18 protein-coding genes and 2 pseudogenes are annotated in these 17,882 nt (G+C 62.7%); 18 read left to right on the top strand and 2 right to left on the bottom strand.

Annotated features, from left to right (window positions below):
* The first annotated feature begins 112 nt into the window (after positions 1-112).
* The 6 genes from ltnD to ACQKQA_RS00515 all read left to right on the top strand — a co-directional run bounded on the left by ltnD (position 113) and on the right by ACQKQA_RS00515 (position 6,035).
* Positions 113-1,060, top strand: a complete 948-nt coding sequence (ltnD, locus tag ACQKQA_RS00540; protein WP_427552545.1) for an L-threonate dehydrogenase — start codon at positions 113-115, stop codon at positions 1,058-1,060.
* Positions 1,061-1,070: 10 nt separating this feature from the next.
* The gene (otnK, locus tag ACQKQA_RS00535) at positions 1,071-2,363 is read left to right on the top strand and encodes a 3-oxo-tetronate kinase (protein WP_427552382.1); all 1,293 of its coding nucleotides are present in this window, start codon (positions 1,071-1,073) and stop codon (positions 2,361-2,363) included.
* Positions 2,360-3,010: an aldolase gene (locus tag ACQKQA_RS00530; protein ID WP_427552381.1), complete on the top strand. Its 651-nt coding sequence runs from the start codon at positions 2,360-2,362 to the stop codon at positions 3,008-3,010. Before otnK ends, ACQKQA_RS00530 begins: the two co-directional genes overlap by 4 nt.
* 178 nt (positions 3,011-3,188) lie before the next feature.
* Positions 3,189-4,655 (top strand): SLC13 family permease, encoded by a 1,467-nt coding sequence (locus ACQKQA_RS00525; protein ID WP_427552380.1) that lies wholly within the window; start codon positions 3,189-3,191, stop codon positions 4,653-4,655.
* 21 nt (positions 4,656-4,676) lie between these two features.
* Positions 4,677-5,459, top strand: coding sequence for a 2-oxo-tetronate isomerase (gene otnI / locus ACQKQA_RS00520; RefSeq protein ID WP_427552379.1), 783 nt, complete (start codon positions 4,677-4,679; stop codon positions 5,457-5,459).
* A 162-nt stretch (positions 5,460-5,621) separates the two neighbouring features.
* A complete protein-coding gene (locus ACQKQA_RS00515) occupies positions 5,622-6,035 on the top strand; it encodes a hypothetical protein (RefSeq protein ID WP_427552378.1) in 414 nt (137 codons plus the stop codon).
* 18 nt (positions 6,036-6,053) lie between these two features.
* Here ACQKQA_RS00515 and ACQKQA_RS00510 read toward each other — a convergent pair whose 3' ends face one another.
* The gene (locus tag ACQKQA_RS00510; RefSeq protein WP_427552377.1) at positions 6,054-6,887 is read right to left on the bottom strand and encodes a DeoR/GlpR family DNA-binding transcription regulator; all 834 of its coding nucleotides are present in this window, start codon (positions 6,885-6,887) and stop codon (positions 6,054-6,056) included.
* Positions 6,888-7,106: 219 nt separating this feature from the next.
* On the opposite strand from ACQKQA_RS00510, the gene ACQKQA_RS00505 reads away from it, so the two are divergent.
* The 12 genes and pseudogenes from ACQKQA_RS00505 to ACQKQA_RS00450 form a co-directional block, all read left to right on the top strand.
* Positions 7,107-8,855, top strand: a complete 1,749-nt coding sequence (locus tag ACQKQA_RS00505; protein ID WP_427552376.1) for an amidohydrolase family protein — start codon at positions 7,107-7,109, stop codon at positions 8,853-8,855.
* 112 nt (positions 8,856-8,967) lie between these two features.
* On the top strand, positions 8,968-9,408 hold the full coding sequence (locus ACQKQA_RS00500; protein WP_427552375.1) for a hypothetical protein: 441 nt from the start codon (positions 8,968-8,970) through the stop codon (positions 9,406-9,408).
* A 62-nt stretch (positions 9,409-9,470) separates the two neighbouring features.
* Positions 9,471-9,785, top strand: coding sequence for a hypothetical protein (locus ACQKQA_RS00495; protein WP_427552374.1), 315 nt, complete (start codon positions 9,471-9,473; stop codon positions 9,783-9,785).
* A gap of 240 nt (positions 9,786-10,025) precedes the next feature.
* Complete coding sequence (gene parS / locus ACQKQA_RS00490) at positions 10,026-10,610, top strand: type II RES/Xre toxin-antitoxin system antitoxin (RefSeq protein WP_427552373.1); 585 nt, start codon at positions 10,026-10,028, stop codon at positions 10,608-10,610.
* Positions 10,610-11,107: an RES family NAD+ phosphorylase gene (locus ACQKQA_RS00485; protein ID WP_427552372.1), complete on the top strand. Its 498-nt coding sequence runs from the start codon at positions 10,610-10,612 to the stop codon at positions 11,105-11,107. The genes parS and ACQKQA_RS00485 overlap by 1 nt, the downstream gene beginning before the upstream one ends.
* A gap of 326 nt (positions 11,108-11,433) precedes the next feature.
* Complete coding sequence (locus tag ACQKQA_RS00480; protein WP_427552371.1) at positions 11,434-11,862, top strand: PAAR domain-containing protein; 429 nt, start codon at positions 11,434-11,436, stop codon at positions 11,860-11,862.
* A 53-nt stretch (positions 11,863-11,915) separates the two neighbouring features.
* Positions 11,916-12,434, top strand: coding sequence for a PAAR domain-containing protein (locus tag ACQKQA_RS00475; protein WP_427552370.1), 519 nt, complete (start codon positions 11,916-11,918; stop codon positions 12,432-12,434).
* Positions 12,431-13,132 (top strand): VRR-NUC domain-containing protein, encoded by a 702-nt coding sequence (locus tag ACQKQA_RS00470; RefSeq protein WP_427552368.1) that lies wholly within the window; start codon positions 12,431-12,433, stop codon positions 13,130-13,132. Before ACQKQA_RS00475 ends, ACQKQA_RS00470 begins: the two co-directional genes overlap by 4 nt.
* A 15-nt stretch (positions 13,133-13,147) precedes the next feature.
* Positions 13,148-14,236, top strand: a complete 1,089-nt coding sequence (locus ACQKQA_RS00465; protein ID WP_427552367.1) for a DUF3396 domain-containing protein — start codon at positions 13,148-13,150, stop codon at positions 14,234-14,236.
* 17 nt (positions 14,237-14,253) lie between these two features.
* The gene (locus ACQKQA_RS00460; protein WP_427552542.1) at positions 14,254-15,342 is read left to right on the top strand and encodes a DUF3396 domain-containing protein; all 1,089 of its coding nucleotides are present in this window, start codon (positions 14,254-14,256) and stop codon (positions 15,340-15,342) included.
* A 309-nt stretch (positions 15,343-15,651) separates the two neighbouring features.
* The gene (locus tag ACQKQA_RS00455; RefSeq protein WP_427552366.1) at positions 15,652-16,344 is read left to right on the top strand and encodes a formyl transferase; all 693 of its coding nucleotides are present in this window, start codon (positions 15,652-15,654) and stop codon (positions 16,342-16,344) included.
* Between the two features lie 227 nt (positions 16,345-16,571).
* A pseudogene (locus tag ACQKQA_RS00450) lies at positions 16,572-16,661 on the top strand (dihydrofolate reductase family protein); the annotation flags it as partial.
* A gap of 473 nt (positions 16,662-17,134) precedes the next feature.
* Here ACQKQA_RS00450 and ACQKQA_RS00445 read toward each other — a convergent pair.
* Positions 17,135-17,779: pseudogene (locus tag ACQKQA_RS00445) on the bottom strand (alpha/beta fold hydrolase); the annotation flags it as partial.
* Positions 17,780-17,882 lie beyond the last annotated feature (103 nt).

Below are 17,882 nucleotides of genomic sequence, written 5' to 3'. Positions count from 1 at the left end.
ACAGATCACAGGATGGCCCCGATGCTCGAACCGCTTTCGACTCATCTGCCAGGCGACCTTGTCGCCCCCGCCGCCTGCGCTGCCATTCACCCCGCGGCCCGCCGCCTGCGCCTTGTCGGCGTGGCGCAGCCGCTGTCTTCCCCTGGAGTACCCCATGAATAACAAGAACGTCGGTGTCGTCGGTCTGGGCGCGATGGGCCTGGGCATTGCCCGCTCGCTGTTGCGCGCCGGTTTCAATGTGCATGCCTGTGACGTGCGCGAAGCGGTCACCCAGCAGTTCGCCAGCGAAGGCGGGGTGGCCTGCGCGTCGCCGGCGCGGATGGCCGAGGCTTGCGATGTGATCATCACCGTAGTGGTCAACGCCGAGCAGACCGAAACCGTGCTGTTCGGCGGCGACGGCGCCGCGGCGGCGTTGCCTTCCGGCAGCCTGGTGATCGGCTGCGCCACCGTGGCCCCGACCTACGCCGTGGAGCTGGGCGAGCGCCTGGCCGAGCAGGGCCTGCTGTACCTCGATGCACCGATCTCCGGCGGTGCGGCCAAGGCCGCCGCCGGCGAAATGACCATGATGACTTCCGGCCCGGCCGCGGCCTACGCCAAGGCCGAAGCGATCCTCGCCGGCATGGCGGGCAAGGTCTATCGCCTGGGCGACGCCCATGGCCTGGGTTCCAAGGTCAAGATCATCAACCAGTTGCTGGCCGGGGTGCACATCGCCGCGTCCGCCGAAGCCATGGCCCTGGGCCTGCGCGAAGGGGTGGACGCCGACGCCCTGTACGAAGTGATCACCCACAGCGCCGGCAACTCCTGGATGTTCGAGAACCGCGTGCCGCACATCCTCAAGGCCGACTACAGGCCACTGTCGGCGGTGGACATTTTCGTCAAGGACCTGGGCCTGGTGCTGGATACCGCCCGCGCCAGCAAGTTCCCACTGCCGCTGTCGGCCACCGCGCACCAGATGTTCATGCAGGCTTCCAGCGCCGGCTTCGGCCGCGAGGACGACTCGGCGGTGATCAAGATTTTCCCGGGCATCGACCTGCCGACCGCCAAGCCCGAGTCCGTTTGAGGAACGCTGCATGACTAATTCCACTGCACGCCCGCTGCTGGGCTGCATCGCCGACGACTTCACCGGCGCCACCGACCTGGCCAACATGCTGGTGCGCGGCGGCATGCGCACGGTGCAAAGCATCGGTATCCCGAGCCGCGAAGTGGCGGCCGGGCTGGATGCCGACGCCATCGTCATCGCCCTCAAGTCGCGCACCGTGCCGGCCAAGGACGCTGTAGAGGAATCCCTCGCGGCACTGGACTGGCTGCGCGAGCAGGGCTGCGAGCAGATCTTCTTCAAGTACTGCTCGACCTTCGATTCCACCGCCGCCGGCAATATCGGCCAGGTCAGCGAGGCCTTGCTCAAGGCCCTGGGCAGCGATTTCACCCTGGCCTGCCCGGCGTTCCCGGAGAACGGCCGGACCATTTTTCGCGGTCACCTGTTCGTCCAGGACCAACTGCTCAGCGAATCGAGCATGCAGCATCACCCGCTGACGCCGATGACCGACGCCAACCTGGTGCGCGTGCTGCAGGCCCAGACCCCGCTGAAAGTCGGCCTGCTGCGTTACGACAGCATCGCCGCCGGCGCGGAGGCGGTGCGGGCGAAGATCGCCGAACTGCGTCAGCAGGGGGTCGGCATGGCCATCGCCGACGCGCTGTCCGACCAGGATCTGTACACCCTGGGCGAGGCCTGCGCCGACCTGTCGCTGCTCACCGGCGGCTCTGGCCTGGCCCTGGGCCTGCCGGGCAACTTCCGCCGCGCCGGTAAGCTGCGTGACTTCGACGTGGCGTCACTGCCGACGGTGGCAGGCGGCGAAGTGGTGCTGGCCGGCAGCGCCTCGGTGGCGACCATCGGCCAGGTCGCGGCCTGGCTCGAGGCCGACCGTCCGGCCCTGCGCATCGACCCGCTGGCCCTGGCCGCGGGCGAGCCGGTGGTGGCCCGGGCCCTGGCCTTTGCCCGCGACAGCGCCGAAACCGTATTGATCTACGCCACCAGCACCCCGGCCGAGGTCAAGGCGGTGCAGCAACAGCTCGGCGTCGAGCGCGCCGGCAGCCTGGTGGAGAACGCCCTCGGCGAGATCGCCCAGGGCCTGCGCCAGAGCGGGGTGCGGCGCTTCGTGATCGCCGGCGGCGAAACCTCCGGCGCGGTGGTCAAGGCGCTGGGGGTCGACCTGTTGCAGATCGGCGCGCAGATCGACCCGGGCGTGCCGGCCACGGTCAGCAGCGGCGCCGAGCCCCTGGCCCTGGCGCTGAAGTCCGGCAATTTCGGCGGCCGCGACTTTTTCGCCAAGGCCCTCGGACAGCTCGCCGGAGGTGCCCGATGAGCGCCGCGACGGATCAGGAAAAGGCCTTGCGCGAAGAGATCTGCGACGTCGGTCGCAGCCTCTACCAGCGCGGCTACACCGTGGGCAGCGCCGGCAATATCAGCGCGCGCCTCGACGACGGCTGGCTGATCACTCCGACCGACGTCTGCCTCGGCCGCCTCGACCCGGCCACCATCGCCAAGGTCAACCTGGCGGGGGAGTGGGTGTCCGGCGCCAAGCCGTCCAAGACCCTGGCCCTGCATCGCCAGGTCTACGACCGCAACCCGACGGTAGGCGGGGTGGTGCACACCCATTCCACCCATCTGGTGGCGCTGACCCTGGCCGGGGTATGGCGGGCGGACGACATCCTGCCGCCGCTGACGCCCTACCAGGTGATGAAGGTCGGGCACATTCCCCTGATCGGCTACCAGCGTCCGGGTTCGCCCAAGGTCGCCGAGCAGGTGGCGCAACTGGCCAACAGCGTGCGCGGGGTGATGCTCGAGCGCCTGGGGCCGGTGGTCTGGGAAAGCTCGGTGGCCAAGGCCAGCTACGCCCTGGAAGAACTGGAAGAAACCGCGCGCCTCTGGCTGATGAGCCATCCCAAGCCGGCGCCGCTGGATCAGGCAGCCCTGGATGAGCTGCGCGAGAGCTTCGGCGCGCACTGGTAGCGCACCGATCTAACCGACACCGCAAGTGGTGACCCGGGAGCCCCGGCAGGGCTCTCGACGGCCCCGGCTTGCCCGAAAAAACAATAACAACAGGACATCCCAGCATGACGTTCCCTGACTGCAGCTGTTTTGGCTTCACCGATACCGCTCCTTCGTTCTCTAGCGGAGGAACCGCGCAATGAGCCCGCTGATCCTGATGTTGACGGCCGGCGCGGGCATCGCGCTGCTGTTGTTCCTGGTGCTCAAGTACAAGTTCCAGCCCTTCGTCGCGCTGATGCTGGTGAGCATCCTGGTGGCGCTGGTGGCCGGGGTGAAACCGGCCGATCTGGTGGCGACCATCGAAGGCGGCATGGGCAAGACCCTGGGCCATATCGCGATCATCATCGCCCTCGGTGCGATGATCGGGCGGATCATCGAGTTGTCCGGCGGCGCCGAGGCCCTGGCCAAGACCCTGATCGAACGCTTCGGCAACCGCCGCACGCCGCTGGCGCTGACCATCGCCGGCTTCATCATTGGCGTGCCGGTGTTCTTCGAGGTCGGGGTGATCATCCTCATGCCCCTGGCCTACGGCGTGGCCCGCCGGGCACGCAAGCCGCTACTGGTGTTCGCCTTGCCGATGTGCGCCGCGCTGCTCACCGTGCATGCCTTCCTGCCGCCCCATCCGGGCGCCGTGGCCGCGGCCAGCCAACTGGGCGCCGACCTGGGCCGGGTGCTGATGTTCGGCCTGCCGCTCACCGCCTTGCTGTGCTACGTCGGCTACCGCGTGGCCGGGCGCATGACCCGGCGCTTCTACCCGATGACCGACGATATCCGCGCCGAAGTCTATGGCCCGCATGTGACCAACGACGACCTGCAGGCCTGGACCAACGGCAACGGCCATTGCCAGAACCTGCAACAGGCGCAGGTGGCGGCGTCGCACATGGGCCTGGAAGAATCCACCAGCGCCATCGTCGCCAAGCTGCCAGCGGCCCCCGCGCCGGGTTTCGGCCTGATCGTCGGCCTGATCCTGCTGCCGATCGTGCTGATCCTGCTGGGCACCCTGGCCACTTCGCTGCTGCCGGCCGAATCGGCCCTGCGCGGGGTGCTGACCGTGCTCGGCGCGCCGTTGGTGGCGCTGCTGATCGATACCTTGCTCTGTGCCTGGCTGCTGGGTTCGCGCCGCGGCTGGAGCCGCAGCCAGGTGTCGGATGTGATCGGCTCGGCCTTGCCGGGTGTGGCCATGGTGATCCTGATCGCTGGCGCCGGCGGGGTGTTCGGCAAGGTGCTGGTGGACACCGGGATCGGCGCGGTGGTCTCCGACCTGTTGCGCACCACCGGCTTGCCGGTGCTGGCCCTGGGCTTTTTGCTGACCATGCTGCTGCGGGCGGTGCAGGGCTCGACCACCGTGGCCCTGGTGACCACCGCGGGTATCATCAGCCCGCTGATCGCGACCCTGAACCTGACCCCCAACCATATGGCGCTGCTGTGCCTGGCCATGGGCGGTGGCGGGCTCGCCATGTCCCATATCAACGACGCCGGCTACTGGATCTTCACCAAGCTCGCCGGGCTCAACGTCGGCGACGGCCTGCGCACCTGGACCGTCATCACCACCTTGCTCGGAACCCTGGGCTTCTGTATTACCTTGCTGATCTGGCCTTTTGTCTGAGCCTTTTTTCCTGGAGCCACCATGCCTCGTTTTGCTGCCAACTTAAGCATGCTCTACCCGGAACATCCGTTTCTGGATCGCTTCGCCGCTGCGGCGGCCGATGGTTTCGAAGCGGTGGAATACCTGTTCCCCTATGACTACAGCGCCCAGGAGCTCAAGCAACGCCTGGACGACAACGGCCTGGTCCAGGCGCTGTTCAACGCACCGCCCGGCGACTGGGCGGCGGGGGAGCGGGGCACCGTGACCCTGCCGGGGCGCGAGGTGGAGTTCCGCGAAGGTTTCGACCGCGCCCTGGAGTACGCCGCGGTGCTGGGCAACTCGCGGGTCCATGTGATGGCCGGCCTGCTGCCCTCGGAAAGCCTGCGTGCGCGCCATCACGGTGTGTACCTGGAGAACCTGGCCTACGCCACTGCCGCCGCGGCCAAGGTCGGCGTCACCGTGTTGCTGGAGCCGATCAATACCCGCGACATGCCGGGCTTCTTCCTCAATCGCCAGGACCAGGCCCAGGCGATCTGCAAGGAGGTCGGCGCGAGCAACCTCAAGGTGCAGTTCGACTGCTACCACTGCCAGATCGTCGAGGGCGACCTGGCGACCAAGCTGCGCCGCGACTTCGCCGGCATCGGCCATATCCAGATCGCCGGCGTGCCGGACCGTCACGAGCCAGACCTGGGGGAGCTGAACTATCCCTATCTGTTCGCGCTGATGGACCAGCTGGGCTACGACGGCTGGGTCGGTTGCGAGTACCGGCCGCGGGGCAATACCTCGGCCGGCCTGCAATGGCTGCGGGACTGGAAGGCCTTCTAAGGGGCGGGCAGGACAGCGGCGCTGCTCGGTGCGCCGCTCCCGATTCGCCATGCTGCAGGAATCTGAAGATTTCTGACGCGCTCGGCCCGCGCTCCGCAGCTGCGGGTACATTGCCCCCCGTCGCCAGGGCCATCACTGGTGCCATCAAAGGAGCAGGGGAGCATGGACAATTCGGTTTTCGTGGAGCAGTCGGGCCTGGCCGATGCGGCCTGTCGCCCGCGTGATCTGCATTGGGAAGAAATCCCCACCGTGACCCTGGAACGCATCGAGCGCGAGTACCGTCGCGCCCGGCGCACTACTGTCCTCGGGCAGTGGATCAATATCGCCAGTGTGCTGCTGGTGGTGTTGAGCGCCGCCTGCGGGCTCTGGCTGTGGAATCACTTCCGGGCCCAGGGGCTGGACCAGGGGTTTGGCCTGCGGCAACTGTTGGTGCTGCTGTTCTTCTTCGCCACCCTGTGCGCGGTGGTGGAGTGGCTGCGGCGGATTCGCCGCAGCACCCGGGTCACCCTCGACGGCCTGAGCGAGGACCTGCGGGATATCGCCTGCGTGCTGTGGTTCAGAAAAGCGCACCGCTGAGACGCGCTCGGCGGCTTGTCAGTCCTTGGCGGCCTTGGCCGGCGGGTCGGACGGCAGCAGCAATTCCACCCCGTGCTTGCGAATCCCGTCCGCGGCGGCCTGGGCCAGGTCGTCGTCGCTGATGATTACGTCGAACTGCTCCAGCCCGGCGATGCGGTACATGCTGAAGGTGCCGTACTTCGAGCTGCTGGCCACCAGCACCACCTGGGACGCCGACTGCATCGCCACCTGCTTGACCTCGACCTTGAGCGCCGACGGCGTGGTGATGCCCCGGCGCAGGTCCCAGGAACTGGTGGACATGAACGCGATATCGGTCACCACCTGGCGCAGGGTCGCCACCGCCAGCCCGCCGACGCAGGAATGGTTGTCGTGGTCGAGCTGGCCGCCGGTGTGGATCACCGTCACCTGCGGCGCTTCCATCAGCGCCTGGACGATCCCGAAGTCGTTGGTCACCACCGTCATGCCCGACAGCGCCTTGATATAGGGCACGATCTCCAGGGTGCTGGTGCCGGCGTCCAGGTACACCGTCATGTCCGCATGCAGCAGGCGCGCCGCCAGGCGGGCCATGGCCTGCTTCTGCGGCAGCTCGACCACCGCCTTGGACTGATGGCTCGGCTCGCTGTGCAGCTGGCTGGCGATACGCACCCCGCCGGTCACCGAATAGGCTCGGCCTTCCTGCTCCAACAGCGCGATATCGCGCCGCACCGTCATGTGCGAGCAGTCGAACATTTCCATCAGCTGATGCACGCTCAACACCTGATGCTTGCGCAACTGGCGCAGGATCAGCTCGCGACGCTGCTCGGGAATCATCGGCGCGGCGTTCTCGCTGGCGCTGTCCTTGGGGTTGGGCATTGAGGCTCCGGGCCGGCTGGGCACAAGGGTGGGAAACTGGCGGACATAGTAGCGAATCTACGAAGAGGGCACGAGGTTGGTAAAACACGCTTCAAGATGTATCTGTCGATTGTGCTTTTGTGCCCAGTCATAGCGCCCGTTGAAAGGTAGTTTGCAGGAGTGATGGCTAAGAGCTACACCCTAGTGGAGCCATCTCTTCAATCAGCCGGGAAACATGATATGGACATCCATCTGACTCGTCGGCAAGCCTTGATCTACTCACTGTTATGCGCCGGTTCCCTGGCCGGTTGTTCAACACTTTCTCCACGTCCGCTACGCCCCCTTTGCCCTGGATCGCCCGCAATCAGTTTCCCGGACGGTCCTTTGACCGTTGACGCCCACTGCCATGTTTTCAACGGCACTGATTTGCAGATATCGGATTTTCTATCAAAGGTGGCTGTGCGACAGGATGGGCCACTGGCGCTTGGCGCTAAGGCGTTGGGAGAACTCCTGCATTCGTTGTCTTGGACTTTTGCCCCCACTGGACAGAAAGAACTTGGCAAGTTGGCCGAAGTCGACCGCTTCTTGCTTGATTGCTCTACAGATTCAGCCCGTGCCGAGTTGAATAGAATGCAGGATGAAGCCTATCGATTAGGGATCAGCAACCTGCGCCAGGGCCTTGAGCGCTCAGCCCTTAGACAGAAAGTACAACTTAAGCGCTTCAGCAATGACGCTGAGACAGAAACCCAGCGCAAGGCCATCGAGCTGATCGACCAGCTTCCCGAGAGTGCGAACCTGTACCAGCAAAAGGCTACAGAGCAACGGCTGCTATCGATGTCCTCCGAGGACAAGGCCGCGACAGGCATGATCGCTTTTGTGCTGCAAAACTTTCAGTACCGTTATGTCAGCGTTTTCGACTATCTCCACACGTACAACGAACCGGGCAAGAGGGTGGTAGATCTGATGCTGCCCAGCATGGTGGATTATGACTGGTGGCTGGCGAAGGGGCATGGAACGACCACTTCATTGAAGGATCAGGTCCAGGTTATGAAGCGTATTTCGATCCTGACGGGAGGGCGAGTACATGGGTTTGTCCCTTTCGATCCGTTGCGCCAGGTTGCCTATGATCTGCGACAGGCTCCTGAAGACTCTCTGGGGCTTGTGCGTGATGCCATTCAGTTACATGGGTGCGTGGGGGTGAAACTGTATCCGCCAATGGGCTTTGCGGCACTGGGCAACTCGGGTTTGTCCGCAGGCATCAAGGGTAGCTTCTGGAGTCGCTGCTGGTTACCGGCCTTCATGTCGCAACCTGATATCGGACAGCGCCTGGACGATGCGATGCGCAAACTGTTTACCTGGTGCCAGGATCATGAGGTTCCGGTGATGGCCCACACCAATCGGTCCAATGGCCCCGCCGATGACTTCGAGGCATTGGCAGGGGCTCGTTACTGGAAGAAAGCACTGGCCGAATTTCCGCGCTTGCGTGTGAGTTTTGGGCACTTTGGCGGAGCAGGAGGTAAGTCCGGCCTGAAGGAAGCGTTGGCCTTCACTGAGTTGATGACAGCGACTTCCGGTGGCGTGGGTAGGCATGCCTATGCTGATGCGGGGTATTTCGTCGAGGTTCTGTCGGATGAGCCGGCATTGCGCGACAGGTTGAAGCAGCTCTATGAGGCGACTGCGAACAAGGGCGATGCAGCACTGGCCAACCGCTTCATGTACGGCACCGATTGGGAAATGACCCTGGCGGAAGGCAAGATCAACACCTACCTCAGCCAATTCAGCGAATTGTTCTGCGAGCTGGAAGCTGGCCCGGCCATCAAGCAGATGGGGCTTAAGCGTCTTGCGGCTCGATTCTTCGGGGGAAATGCCATTGACTGGATTGGTCTGCGTCAGACGGAGAGGGCACGAAATCGTCTGGAAGTGTTCTACCGGGATAATGGAGTGACCCTGCCGGATTGGGCCAGGAAGGTAGATCATGGCAGCGTTTAAGGTAGAAAAAGACTGTGTGCCAGCCGGTAACCGAACCTGAGTGTGCAATCATCTACGTCGCCCCGATTGCTCCGGGGCGACCCCCTCACCATTGCGATACAGGAAGAACATGATGTTCGGAACAAGGAATTGGTTGGCCCTCATTCTCGGCGTGTGCCTGAGCACTTCGGCCCTGGCGGCCACCGAGGGCGAACGCCCGCCGGTCGGCGAGCGGGTACTGGCTTTCAGCGGCGAGCAGGGGCTCAAGGTCTGGACCTTGCGCTACGGCGAACGCAACGCGCAGCAGGCGCTGGTGCAGGTCGGTGGCATCGACCACGACTGGGACAAGCGCATCCAGAAAATGCAGGTGGAGAAGACCAGCAAGGACACCCGCTATTCCACCCAGGTGGACGGCAAACCCTTCGTCGCGCTGATCGTGCGCGGCAACAGCGGCGAGTTGTACCTGCCGGGCGAAGGCCGGGAACTGCCCCTGCACTATGATCAGGAGCTTTCCGACCAGGGCAATGCCCAGTATTTCCTGACCGACTTCCTGCAACAGCCAGCGGCCAAGTAGGTACTTGAACGGCTACCGTCCCGTGCGCTCGTCGGGCGTCGGGTGGTTGCCGGGGAGCGCTCATGGAGCCGAAATATGTCGAACATCTGGTCATCAGCGTCGAGCCCCATGAAAGGCGCATGAGCCACTGGGTGTATGCGCCCAAGGTGGTGGATACGCGCGATGGCCGGGTGCTGCTGGACCTGGGCGGCGGGCCTTGGGACCTGGTGTCTATGGCGCAATCGACGGTGGCGGTGGAGCTGCTGTTGCGCCAGTACCCTGGAGATCGTGAGGCGGTCCATCTGAGCATCCGTCTGGCCGATAACAGCCTGTGGCTGGGCGACCGCCCGGTCGCCACCGGGGATATCCCTGGGGCACTGGAAAGGGCGCAGGCCTGAAATCGGCCTGCGCGGTGAGTCAGATATTCCGCAGCGTGGCCATTGCAGGCAAGTCGGATCGCCGCCCGCTCGCTCCTACAGGACATGCGCGTTCTTCTTCTGTAGGAGCGCAGCTTGCGCGCGATGAACGATAACGCGGTCGTTCGGGAGGGGCGGACGACCGTTGGTAAGCCTGCTGTTTTTTCTTCTGCCAAATGGCATTAGTATTCTTGTCATGTGTCACCAGGCCGGGAGATGACCATGACGGCAGCCGTGAAAAAAACCGAGACCGCAAAGCCTTCGACCCAGGTCGAGCCAGCCAAGGGTGCGGCGCTGAAAAAGGCCAAGCCCGCAGCCGACTATTCCCGCAACGTCAAGGCCAAGGCGGCTCGCCTGCGCGAAGCCCAGGCGGTTTACGCATTGCCTTCGCCCATGGTGCGGGGGCTGCTGCCCGGCACCGACGCCGATGACCCGATGGCGGTCTTCCGGGCGACCCAGGCGGGGTTCTCCCTTGGCTCGGTGATCGAGCTGGTGGAGTCGGTCGAGGCCTTCAAGCGCTACAACGTGCTGGCGAAGATCGTCGGTTTTTCCGAGCGCACCCTGGCGCGGCGGCTGAAGAACCAGGAACAGTCCCTGACCCCTGAACAGAGCGCCCGCGCCTTGCACTACGCACAAGTGCTGGAAAGGGCCGAGGCGGTGCTCGGCTCCCGGGCGCTGGCCGAAGACTGGATGACCCAGCCGGCCCTGGGCCTGGACGGCGAAGTCCCCATCGACCTGCTGGCCAACCCGGTGGGTTATGAACTGGTCACGGACTTCCTGCACCGGCTCGAATTCGGGGTCTACTGATGCTCACCGACCCCCTGGCCCCGTCGCTGCACTTCTGGCGCCTCGACCAGGCCCGGCACGCCGCCACCTGGAACAGCGGCATCGGCGCCGAAGGCAGCGGCGGGCGCTGGAACCCCAAGGGGTTCCAGGTGGTGTACGCCAGCCTGGACGCCGCCACCGCCATTCTGGAAGTGGCGGTGCACAAGGGCTTCAAGGCCCTCGACTGCCTGCCCCACACCCTGACCGCCGCCCGGGTGCTGGACCCCTCGAAAGTCCACACCGTCCGCCCCGAACACATCCCCAACCCCAACTGGCTGATCCCCGGCACCCCCAGCCACAGCCAGCAAGCCTTCGGCGCCAGCCTGCTGGAACAACATCCCTTCGTCCTGATCCCTTCCTGCGTGTCGCGCCATAGCTGGAACCTGCTGGTCAACCCGCTGCTGGCGGCAGGGTTGTACGAGCTGGTGTTGCAGGAGCGCTTTGCGTTGGATGGGCGGTTGAGTCCGCCGGAGCAGTGAGGGAGGCTGCGCGCATCAAGTGCCGGCACCTGGGCTTCCCATACTCTCTGCGTCTGACGCTACAAAGGGATTTTTGAGGTATTCAGTTCAGAACGGTCCTACAGCCTGTTTGTAGCCATCTCGCGTAACGTCCCACCGTCAACGGCTGACAGATTTGCCATCCATCCTGAAGGGGCTTTTGGGGGGCAATGTGGAAGCCGATCTAAATGAAACTGTTCACGCACGAAGTCTGACCCGTGGCGCAGCGCCTCGCATACCTCACCCGACGCGCAGGCCGACTCACTGCCGTTCTTAGGCTACAGGTACAACTTTAAGGAAGGCCCACAGTGAAATACACCGTAGAGGAAGGGCAGCGCCTGGCTGCCGAGTTCATGGCGAAGCACGCGGCACGCCCTGTAAAAGCCACTTACGACCTGGCCACGCTAGGTGCCAGAACCCGTCTGGGGGGCGAAGTCGCCACGGCCAGTTCCAGCGTAAAAGTCAGCGGTCATCGCATCGCCTGCGTGGGCGACCGGGTACGTTACCCGGACGGCACCGAAAGCACGATTGTCTCCGGTGCCGGCGCTGCGCTGACCCAGCAGGGGCGCCCGATGGCAATAGTGGGCAGCGCCACCGACAACGGCGACAGCATTATCAGCAGCCTGCAAAGTTCGGCGCAGATTCGGGAATACGCGGATGACGATGGTATCCCCGGTTTGCTCCAACCCGGCTTCGAGGTGCCATTCACCTCTGGCGAAAGCAAGGCTTCTCGCTGAGGCCTCCAGCCTGTGTCTCGACGCTTCATCATGCTCAGGCAAGGAGCCGCACAATGAGTGGAAAACCCGCCGCCCGCGTCACCGATCCAACGACTTGCCCTCTGCCAGGCCATGGCAGCAACCCCATCGTCAGTGGTTCTCCCGACGTCATGTTCGACGGCCTGTCCGCCGCCCGCAAAGACGATGTATCCGCGTGTGGCAGCCCGATCGTAGCCGGGGTTTCATCGAGCGTTTTCATCAACGGCCAACCCGCCGCCACCCTGGGCAGCATCGGCGCGCACGGTAACGTGATCATCGGCGGCTCGGGCACGGTGATCATTGGGGATACCTTCGTACCGGCCACCGTCTCGCCCGTCGCCTCGCTGGGCACCCGTACTGCGCCTTATTCCGGACGCTTCCAGCTCATTGACCAGGAAACGGGCAAACCCGTTGCCGGGCGCAAGGTCAGGGTCTGGTCCAGTGGCGGTTGGAGCACGCTCGACATCACGGATACCGAAGGCATGACCTCGTGGGTCCATCACACTGCATCGGAGTCCATCCATATCGACCTGGCGCAAGGACGCGAAGCATGAGCGATCAGCCCGGCCTCTCTCAGGGGGGCATGAGCCCGGAAGGCCAGATCAACCCCGTTGGCATTCTGGAACCCAAGCTCGATCCGCAGGACAAGCAGGTGCTGTGCTCGGCGATCTGTTATTGCAGCGCCACGCCCAACGTCAGCCAGGATGGCAAGAGCCTCAAGCAGGCCTGCGTCGCCCAGCGCCTGGGCGAACTGGACGAGATCCTCCAAGGCCGCAGCCCCTACAAGCCCGAGGTCAGCTACGACATGACCAAGAATCCGCCGCAGCCGATTCTGGACAGCCAGACTGGGAATAGCCCGCATGGCTGGATTCCGGGTTGGATCAGTAAGTACTGGGAGGAAGACCCGGAGCATCCGCCGTTCAAGCCGGGCCGAGGTATGATTCGCCGGCCCGATGTGGTGATCGTTAAAGACCCGAAAAGGCCGCCGACCCAGGACAATATCAAGCAGGTGGTGGAGATGAAGTTTCCGCCTGATCGGCGTAATAACGACCAGGCAAGTGCCTATGCAGAGATTGCAGGTGATGAGAGGAAGGTCGTTGAGATGAAACCCTCTGACTGCGACTGTAGCCAGGAAAATCAGGATTCCAAGGTGCCTGTGGAGGAGTTGGGGTGGGCCGCAGCTATCGCTAGTGGCGTAATGTTTATCCTGACGCGTGGCCGTACCCCTCGACCAATGATCCCAGCCTATTAATTCGGAGAAAATCTCATGGAGCCGGAATTCAACCTGGCCGAGGAGTTGGCCAAGCAGCCCCATCTGCTGGAAATGCCCGGCAACCTGCTGATGAAGGGCGGCCCCGAGGACTATATCGGCGCCGCGCTCTGCCTGCGGGGCACGCTTTACTTCAAGGAGGCCCATACCCCTCTGGTGCGCGAGGCACTGTGCCAATGCTTCGACGAATTCAGGCGTTTGGCCGAGCCTCACCTCACCTGGCTCTGGCGCGAAGAGCCGCCAGAGGGCAAGCCGCTGGCAACTTACGGTGACGCCAAGTCGCTGCGCGAGATGATGGGGGCAATGGACGAAGACCACCATCTCAGTTTCTGCTACACCAATGGCAAGCAATCTAACGACGCCAGTGCTTGGTGTTTCGATATTTTTGGCAGGCGGGGCTGGGAGGCAAAAATAGGCCGCGATCTAAGTGTTCTGGAGTTCTCCGTCCCGCTGCTGTACCAAGAGCAGAGCCCGCTGAGTTTCCTGCGTCTGTTCCTTAACTTCGCACGGCGATTGGTTCCGGAGCAGGGTTATGCAGGTCACGCCTACAACCTATCGCCGACCAGTCGAAACGACAACGAGCCGACTGAGGCCTTTATGGCTGCGCGCATGCCTGGCCTGGATGTCGGCACGGCGGCGTTGCTGGCTAACCGCCCGAAGTTCAAACCCACCAGGATCAAGACCGTCAGTTGGCTAACCGTACTCGATCAGGAACGCCTGGACTTGGTTGGAGGGCTGGACGCTTTGCGCGCCCAGCTGCCCTCCAGCCATTTCGCTTTTTACGACTACGGCGCCGGCGTGGTGATCCAGGCCGGAGCCTATCCTTACCTCGGCGGTGATGCCGAAGACCCGAGACCGGCCCCCTACGTACTGCTGAACCATGTGCTCAAGGGCATCCGCTACGAGACCGTGGGCTCATTGCACGGTGGCTCCCACGACGGCGAACTGCGCCTGGTCGGCTGGTCGGCCGATCAGTGGCTTAAACGCCTGGATGTGGATGAGAGTGAGATAGCCGACTGGCGCGCCAAGCTGCTTACTGACGAACCTTGTCTGAGTGCTGTGAACACCCTGGTAGAGCGTCTTTAGTGTTGCTCAGGATGCCACTGGAACAGGGGTTCAATTTGGCTGAGAAGCTGGCCAAAGAGCCTCATCTACTGGAGATTCCCGGCAACCTGCTAATGAAGGGCGGCCCCGAGGACTATATCGGCGCCGCGCTCTGCCTGCGGGGCACGCTCTACTTCAAGGAGGCCCATACCCCTCTGGTGCGCGAGGCACTGTGCCAATGCTTCGACGAGTTCAAGCGACTGGCGGAGCCTTATCTCACCTGGCTTTGGCGTGAGGAACCGCCAGAGGGCAGGCCGCTGACAGCGTACCGTGATGCAAAGCCATTGCGTGAAATGCTGGCCAATATGGATGAGGATTACCCGCTGAGCTTTTACTACACCAGCGGCAAGCAATCTAACGATGCGAGTGCTTGGTATTTCGATATTTTTGGCCAAGCCGCTTGGGAAGCAAAGATAGGGGATGACCTTAGCGTTCTGGAATTCTCCCTACCACTTCTCTACCAGGAACAGCAGCCACTGAGATTCTTGCAACTGTTCCGAGACTTCGCGCGGCGACTGAACCCAGAGCAGGGCTATGCTGGCCATGCCTACAACCTCTCAATAACCAACCGGGACGATAATCAGCCGACTGAAGCCTTTATGGCCGCACGCATGCCTGGCTTGGATGTCGGCACTGCGGGGTTGCTGGCTAACCGCCCGAAGTTCAAACCCACCAGGATCAAGACCGTCAGTTGGCTAACCGTACTCGACCAGGCGCGCCTGGACTTGGTTGGGGGGCTGGACACTTTGCGCGCCCAACTGCCCTCCAGCCATTTCGCTTTCTACGACTACGGTGCCGGCGTGGTGATCCAGGCCGGAGCCAACCCCTACCTGGGCGGTGATGCCGAAGACCCGAGACCGGCCCCCTACGTACTGCTGAACCATGTGCTCAAGGGCATCCGCTACGAGACCGTGGGCTCGTTGCACGGTGGCTCCCACGACGGCGAACTGCGCCTGGTCGGCTGGTCGGCCGATCAGTGGCTTAAACGCCTGGATGTGGATGAAAGTGAGATAGCCGGCTGGCGTGCCAAGCTGCTCACTGACGAACCCTGCCTGGACGCTGCGAACAGTCTGGTAGAGCGCCTTTAGTACAGGACGTGGCGACGACAAAAGAGCAACTATGCTAGGCCTGGTGTTGGAATGGGTTGAGCAGATCGGGCGTTCCGTCCTTGCGTCGTGGAAAAGCAATGGGAATGGGATCGATCCGCTTGGGTTGAATTGACCGTCGCTGCCTCTCAAGGTCAGCCTGTTGGAGGTCTGAAGTTGCGAATCGCTTTTCTGGTGAACCGAGACGTGGAGAGCAATCTCACGCTCAACTTGCTGTTGCCCGAGATTCACGGGAGCACCGTGGGGATATTCCTCTCGGAGAGCGTGGGAGCGGGCAGGCAGGTACCCCCCATGCTCGGACAACTCGCATTGATCGAGCAGGACTTCTTCAATGCCTTGGCTCCGGGGTCGATCGGATCGAGCGACCAGGCCAGCAGCGGGCATCGATTCGGTTTTGCAGAACTGCAGCAACGCTTTGGGGTTCCTGTGCGGGTATTGCCCAGCTTGAGGGACCCGGCGGGCCTGCAGATGCTGCGGGAGGCGGGAGCGGATCTGTTTGTCTCAATCCGCTTTGGTCAAATCCTGTCCAATGAAGCCTTGGCCATTCCATCACGGGGCGTCCTCAACCTTCACTCTGGCCTCCTGCCTCACTATCGTGGCGTTCTCGCGACGTTCCGGGCGCTGCTCAATGGTGACCCGCAGATCGGCTGTACTCTCCATTGGATAGACAGTCCCGGCATCGATGTCGGTCGCATCATCGAGACGGCGCGCGTGACGGTCGAAAAGGAGCGCTCCTTGCTGTGGCACATCCTTTCGCTTTATCAACCAGGCGCGGGCCTCATCATGAACGCAATCAGACGCCTGGAGCGCGGCGAGCCCATGACGGGGGCGCCTCAGGATCCATCGGCAGGGGCCTACTACTCCTTTCCCAGCGAAGAGGACCTGATGCGCTTCACGACACAGGGGTGGCGGCTCTTCGATCGCGAGGACGTCTGGGATCTTTTCGAGTCGTATGGATTTCCGTTGCGCACGCGCACGCTTTGAGCGTTGAACGGCGGCCAGGCCTCTGGATGTATCGTGCTGTTTGCCTCCAACATCCGGTCACGGGAGGCCCGCTAGAGCTGTGGTCCGCATGCCAACCCGGTGGAAGGAAGAGGTTCACAGGCTGAGAGGCATTGATCTGGCGTTTTTCCAGCGTTGAATCTGACAGTCTCGCGTGAGCGGCTCTGCATGACTGTGTTTCCAGGCATATGCAGGCCGGTTCTAGCAACAGCGCCATCGCCGACCTGTTCAACCGCGTGCCCAAGCATGTGGCCACCCATAGTCCCGATACGCTGGATTGGCACAACAGCCATGCGCTGCACTCCTGCGTTAAAATCCTCAGCAATCATACGCGCGATGACGGTTATGAAAGCCCCTATGAAAGTCCCGAGAATGACTAAGACACACGCTCCGCAACGGGCTCAAAAGCTCGTGGAGCTTGGCTGGACTGTTAAACATGAGTTCAAGGCTGACAACGAAATATACGAGTGGTATCTGGAATGGGAGCACGTTGAAGAGCCGCCATTGCTTTCCTCACAAGACAACTGGGATAAATCCAGCCACTACCGTCCCTGTGACTGATTCAAGATGGCGGATTTAACGTTGCAGATCTAAGCACGATGGATGCGTTTTTACACAGTCTCAGCCAGAAGCGGACGTTCGACGAGGCCTGCTTCCGGCCAAAAGCAGCCACTCAGTAATCGCCGTTTCGAGTCCACTTTCATGAATCTGAACGCGTCGACTCAGTGGCTTTGAAGGCGGGAAGGGCGGGACTTTTACCCGCCCCAATCGTTTAGCTCCGCACGAACGCGAGCAGATCAGCGTTGATCGTATCGGCGTTGATGGTAGGCATTCCGTGCGAGAAGCCCGGGTAGATTTTCAGCACACTGTTTTGCAGCAGTTTGGCCGATAGAACCCCGGCATTTTCATAAGGCATGATCTGGTCATCATCTCCGTGCATCACCAGGACGGGGATTTTGATGCGCTTCAAATCTTCGCTGAAGTCGGTCTGGGAGAAGGCCACGATCCCGTCGTAGTGTGCCTTTGCACAGCCCATCATGCCTTGTCGCCACCAATTCCAGATGATGCCCTCGGAGGGCTTCGCATCCGGGCGGTTGTAACCGTAAAAAGGCCCCGCCGGAACGTCATGATAGAACTGTGCGCGGTTGGCCTTCAGTTGTGCCTGTAGGTCGTCGAAAACTGATTTCGGCAGACCATCGGGATTGCTCGGGGTCTGAACCATCAGCGGCGGCACGGCGCTGATAATGGCGGCCTTCGACACTCGGTCTTCACCGTGCCGAGCTATGTAATGAACGACCTCGCCGCCGCCGGTGGAGTGCCCGACATGGACTGCGCCTTGTACGCCGAGGTGATCGACCACGGCCGCGACGTCGTCGGCATAATGATCCATATCGTGTCCGTCCCAGACCTGGCTGGTCTGGATCGTTCTCCGTCTACCCCATGAGTTCCATGACGGCTGAGCACCCTATACACCTGAGCCGCTTGGCCGCCCAATGACTTTAGGTTTAAAGTCAACTTTA

This window comes from Pseudomonas sp. NPDC089530 (genome assembly GCF_050280705.1).
Lineage (GTDB): Bacteria > Pseudomonadota > Gammaproteobacteria > Pseudomonadales > Pseudomonadaceae > Aquipseudomonas.
Note: the sequence above shows the minus strand (reverse complement) of the source record. Positions and strands in the feature narration are given on the sequence as shown.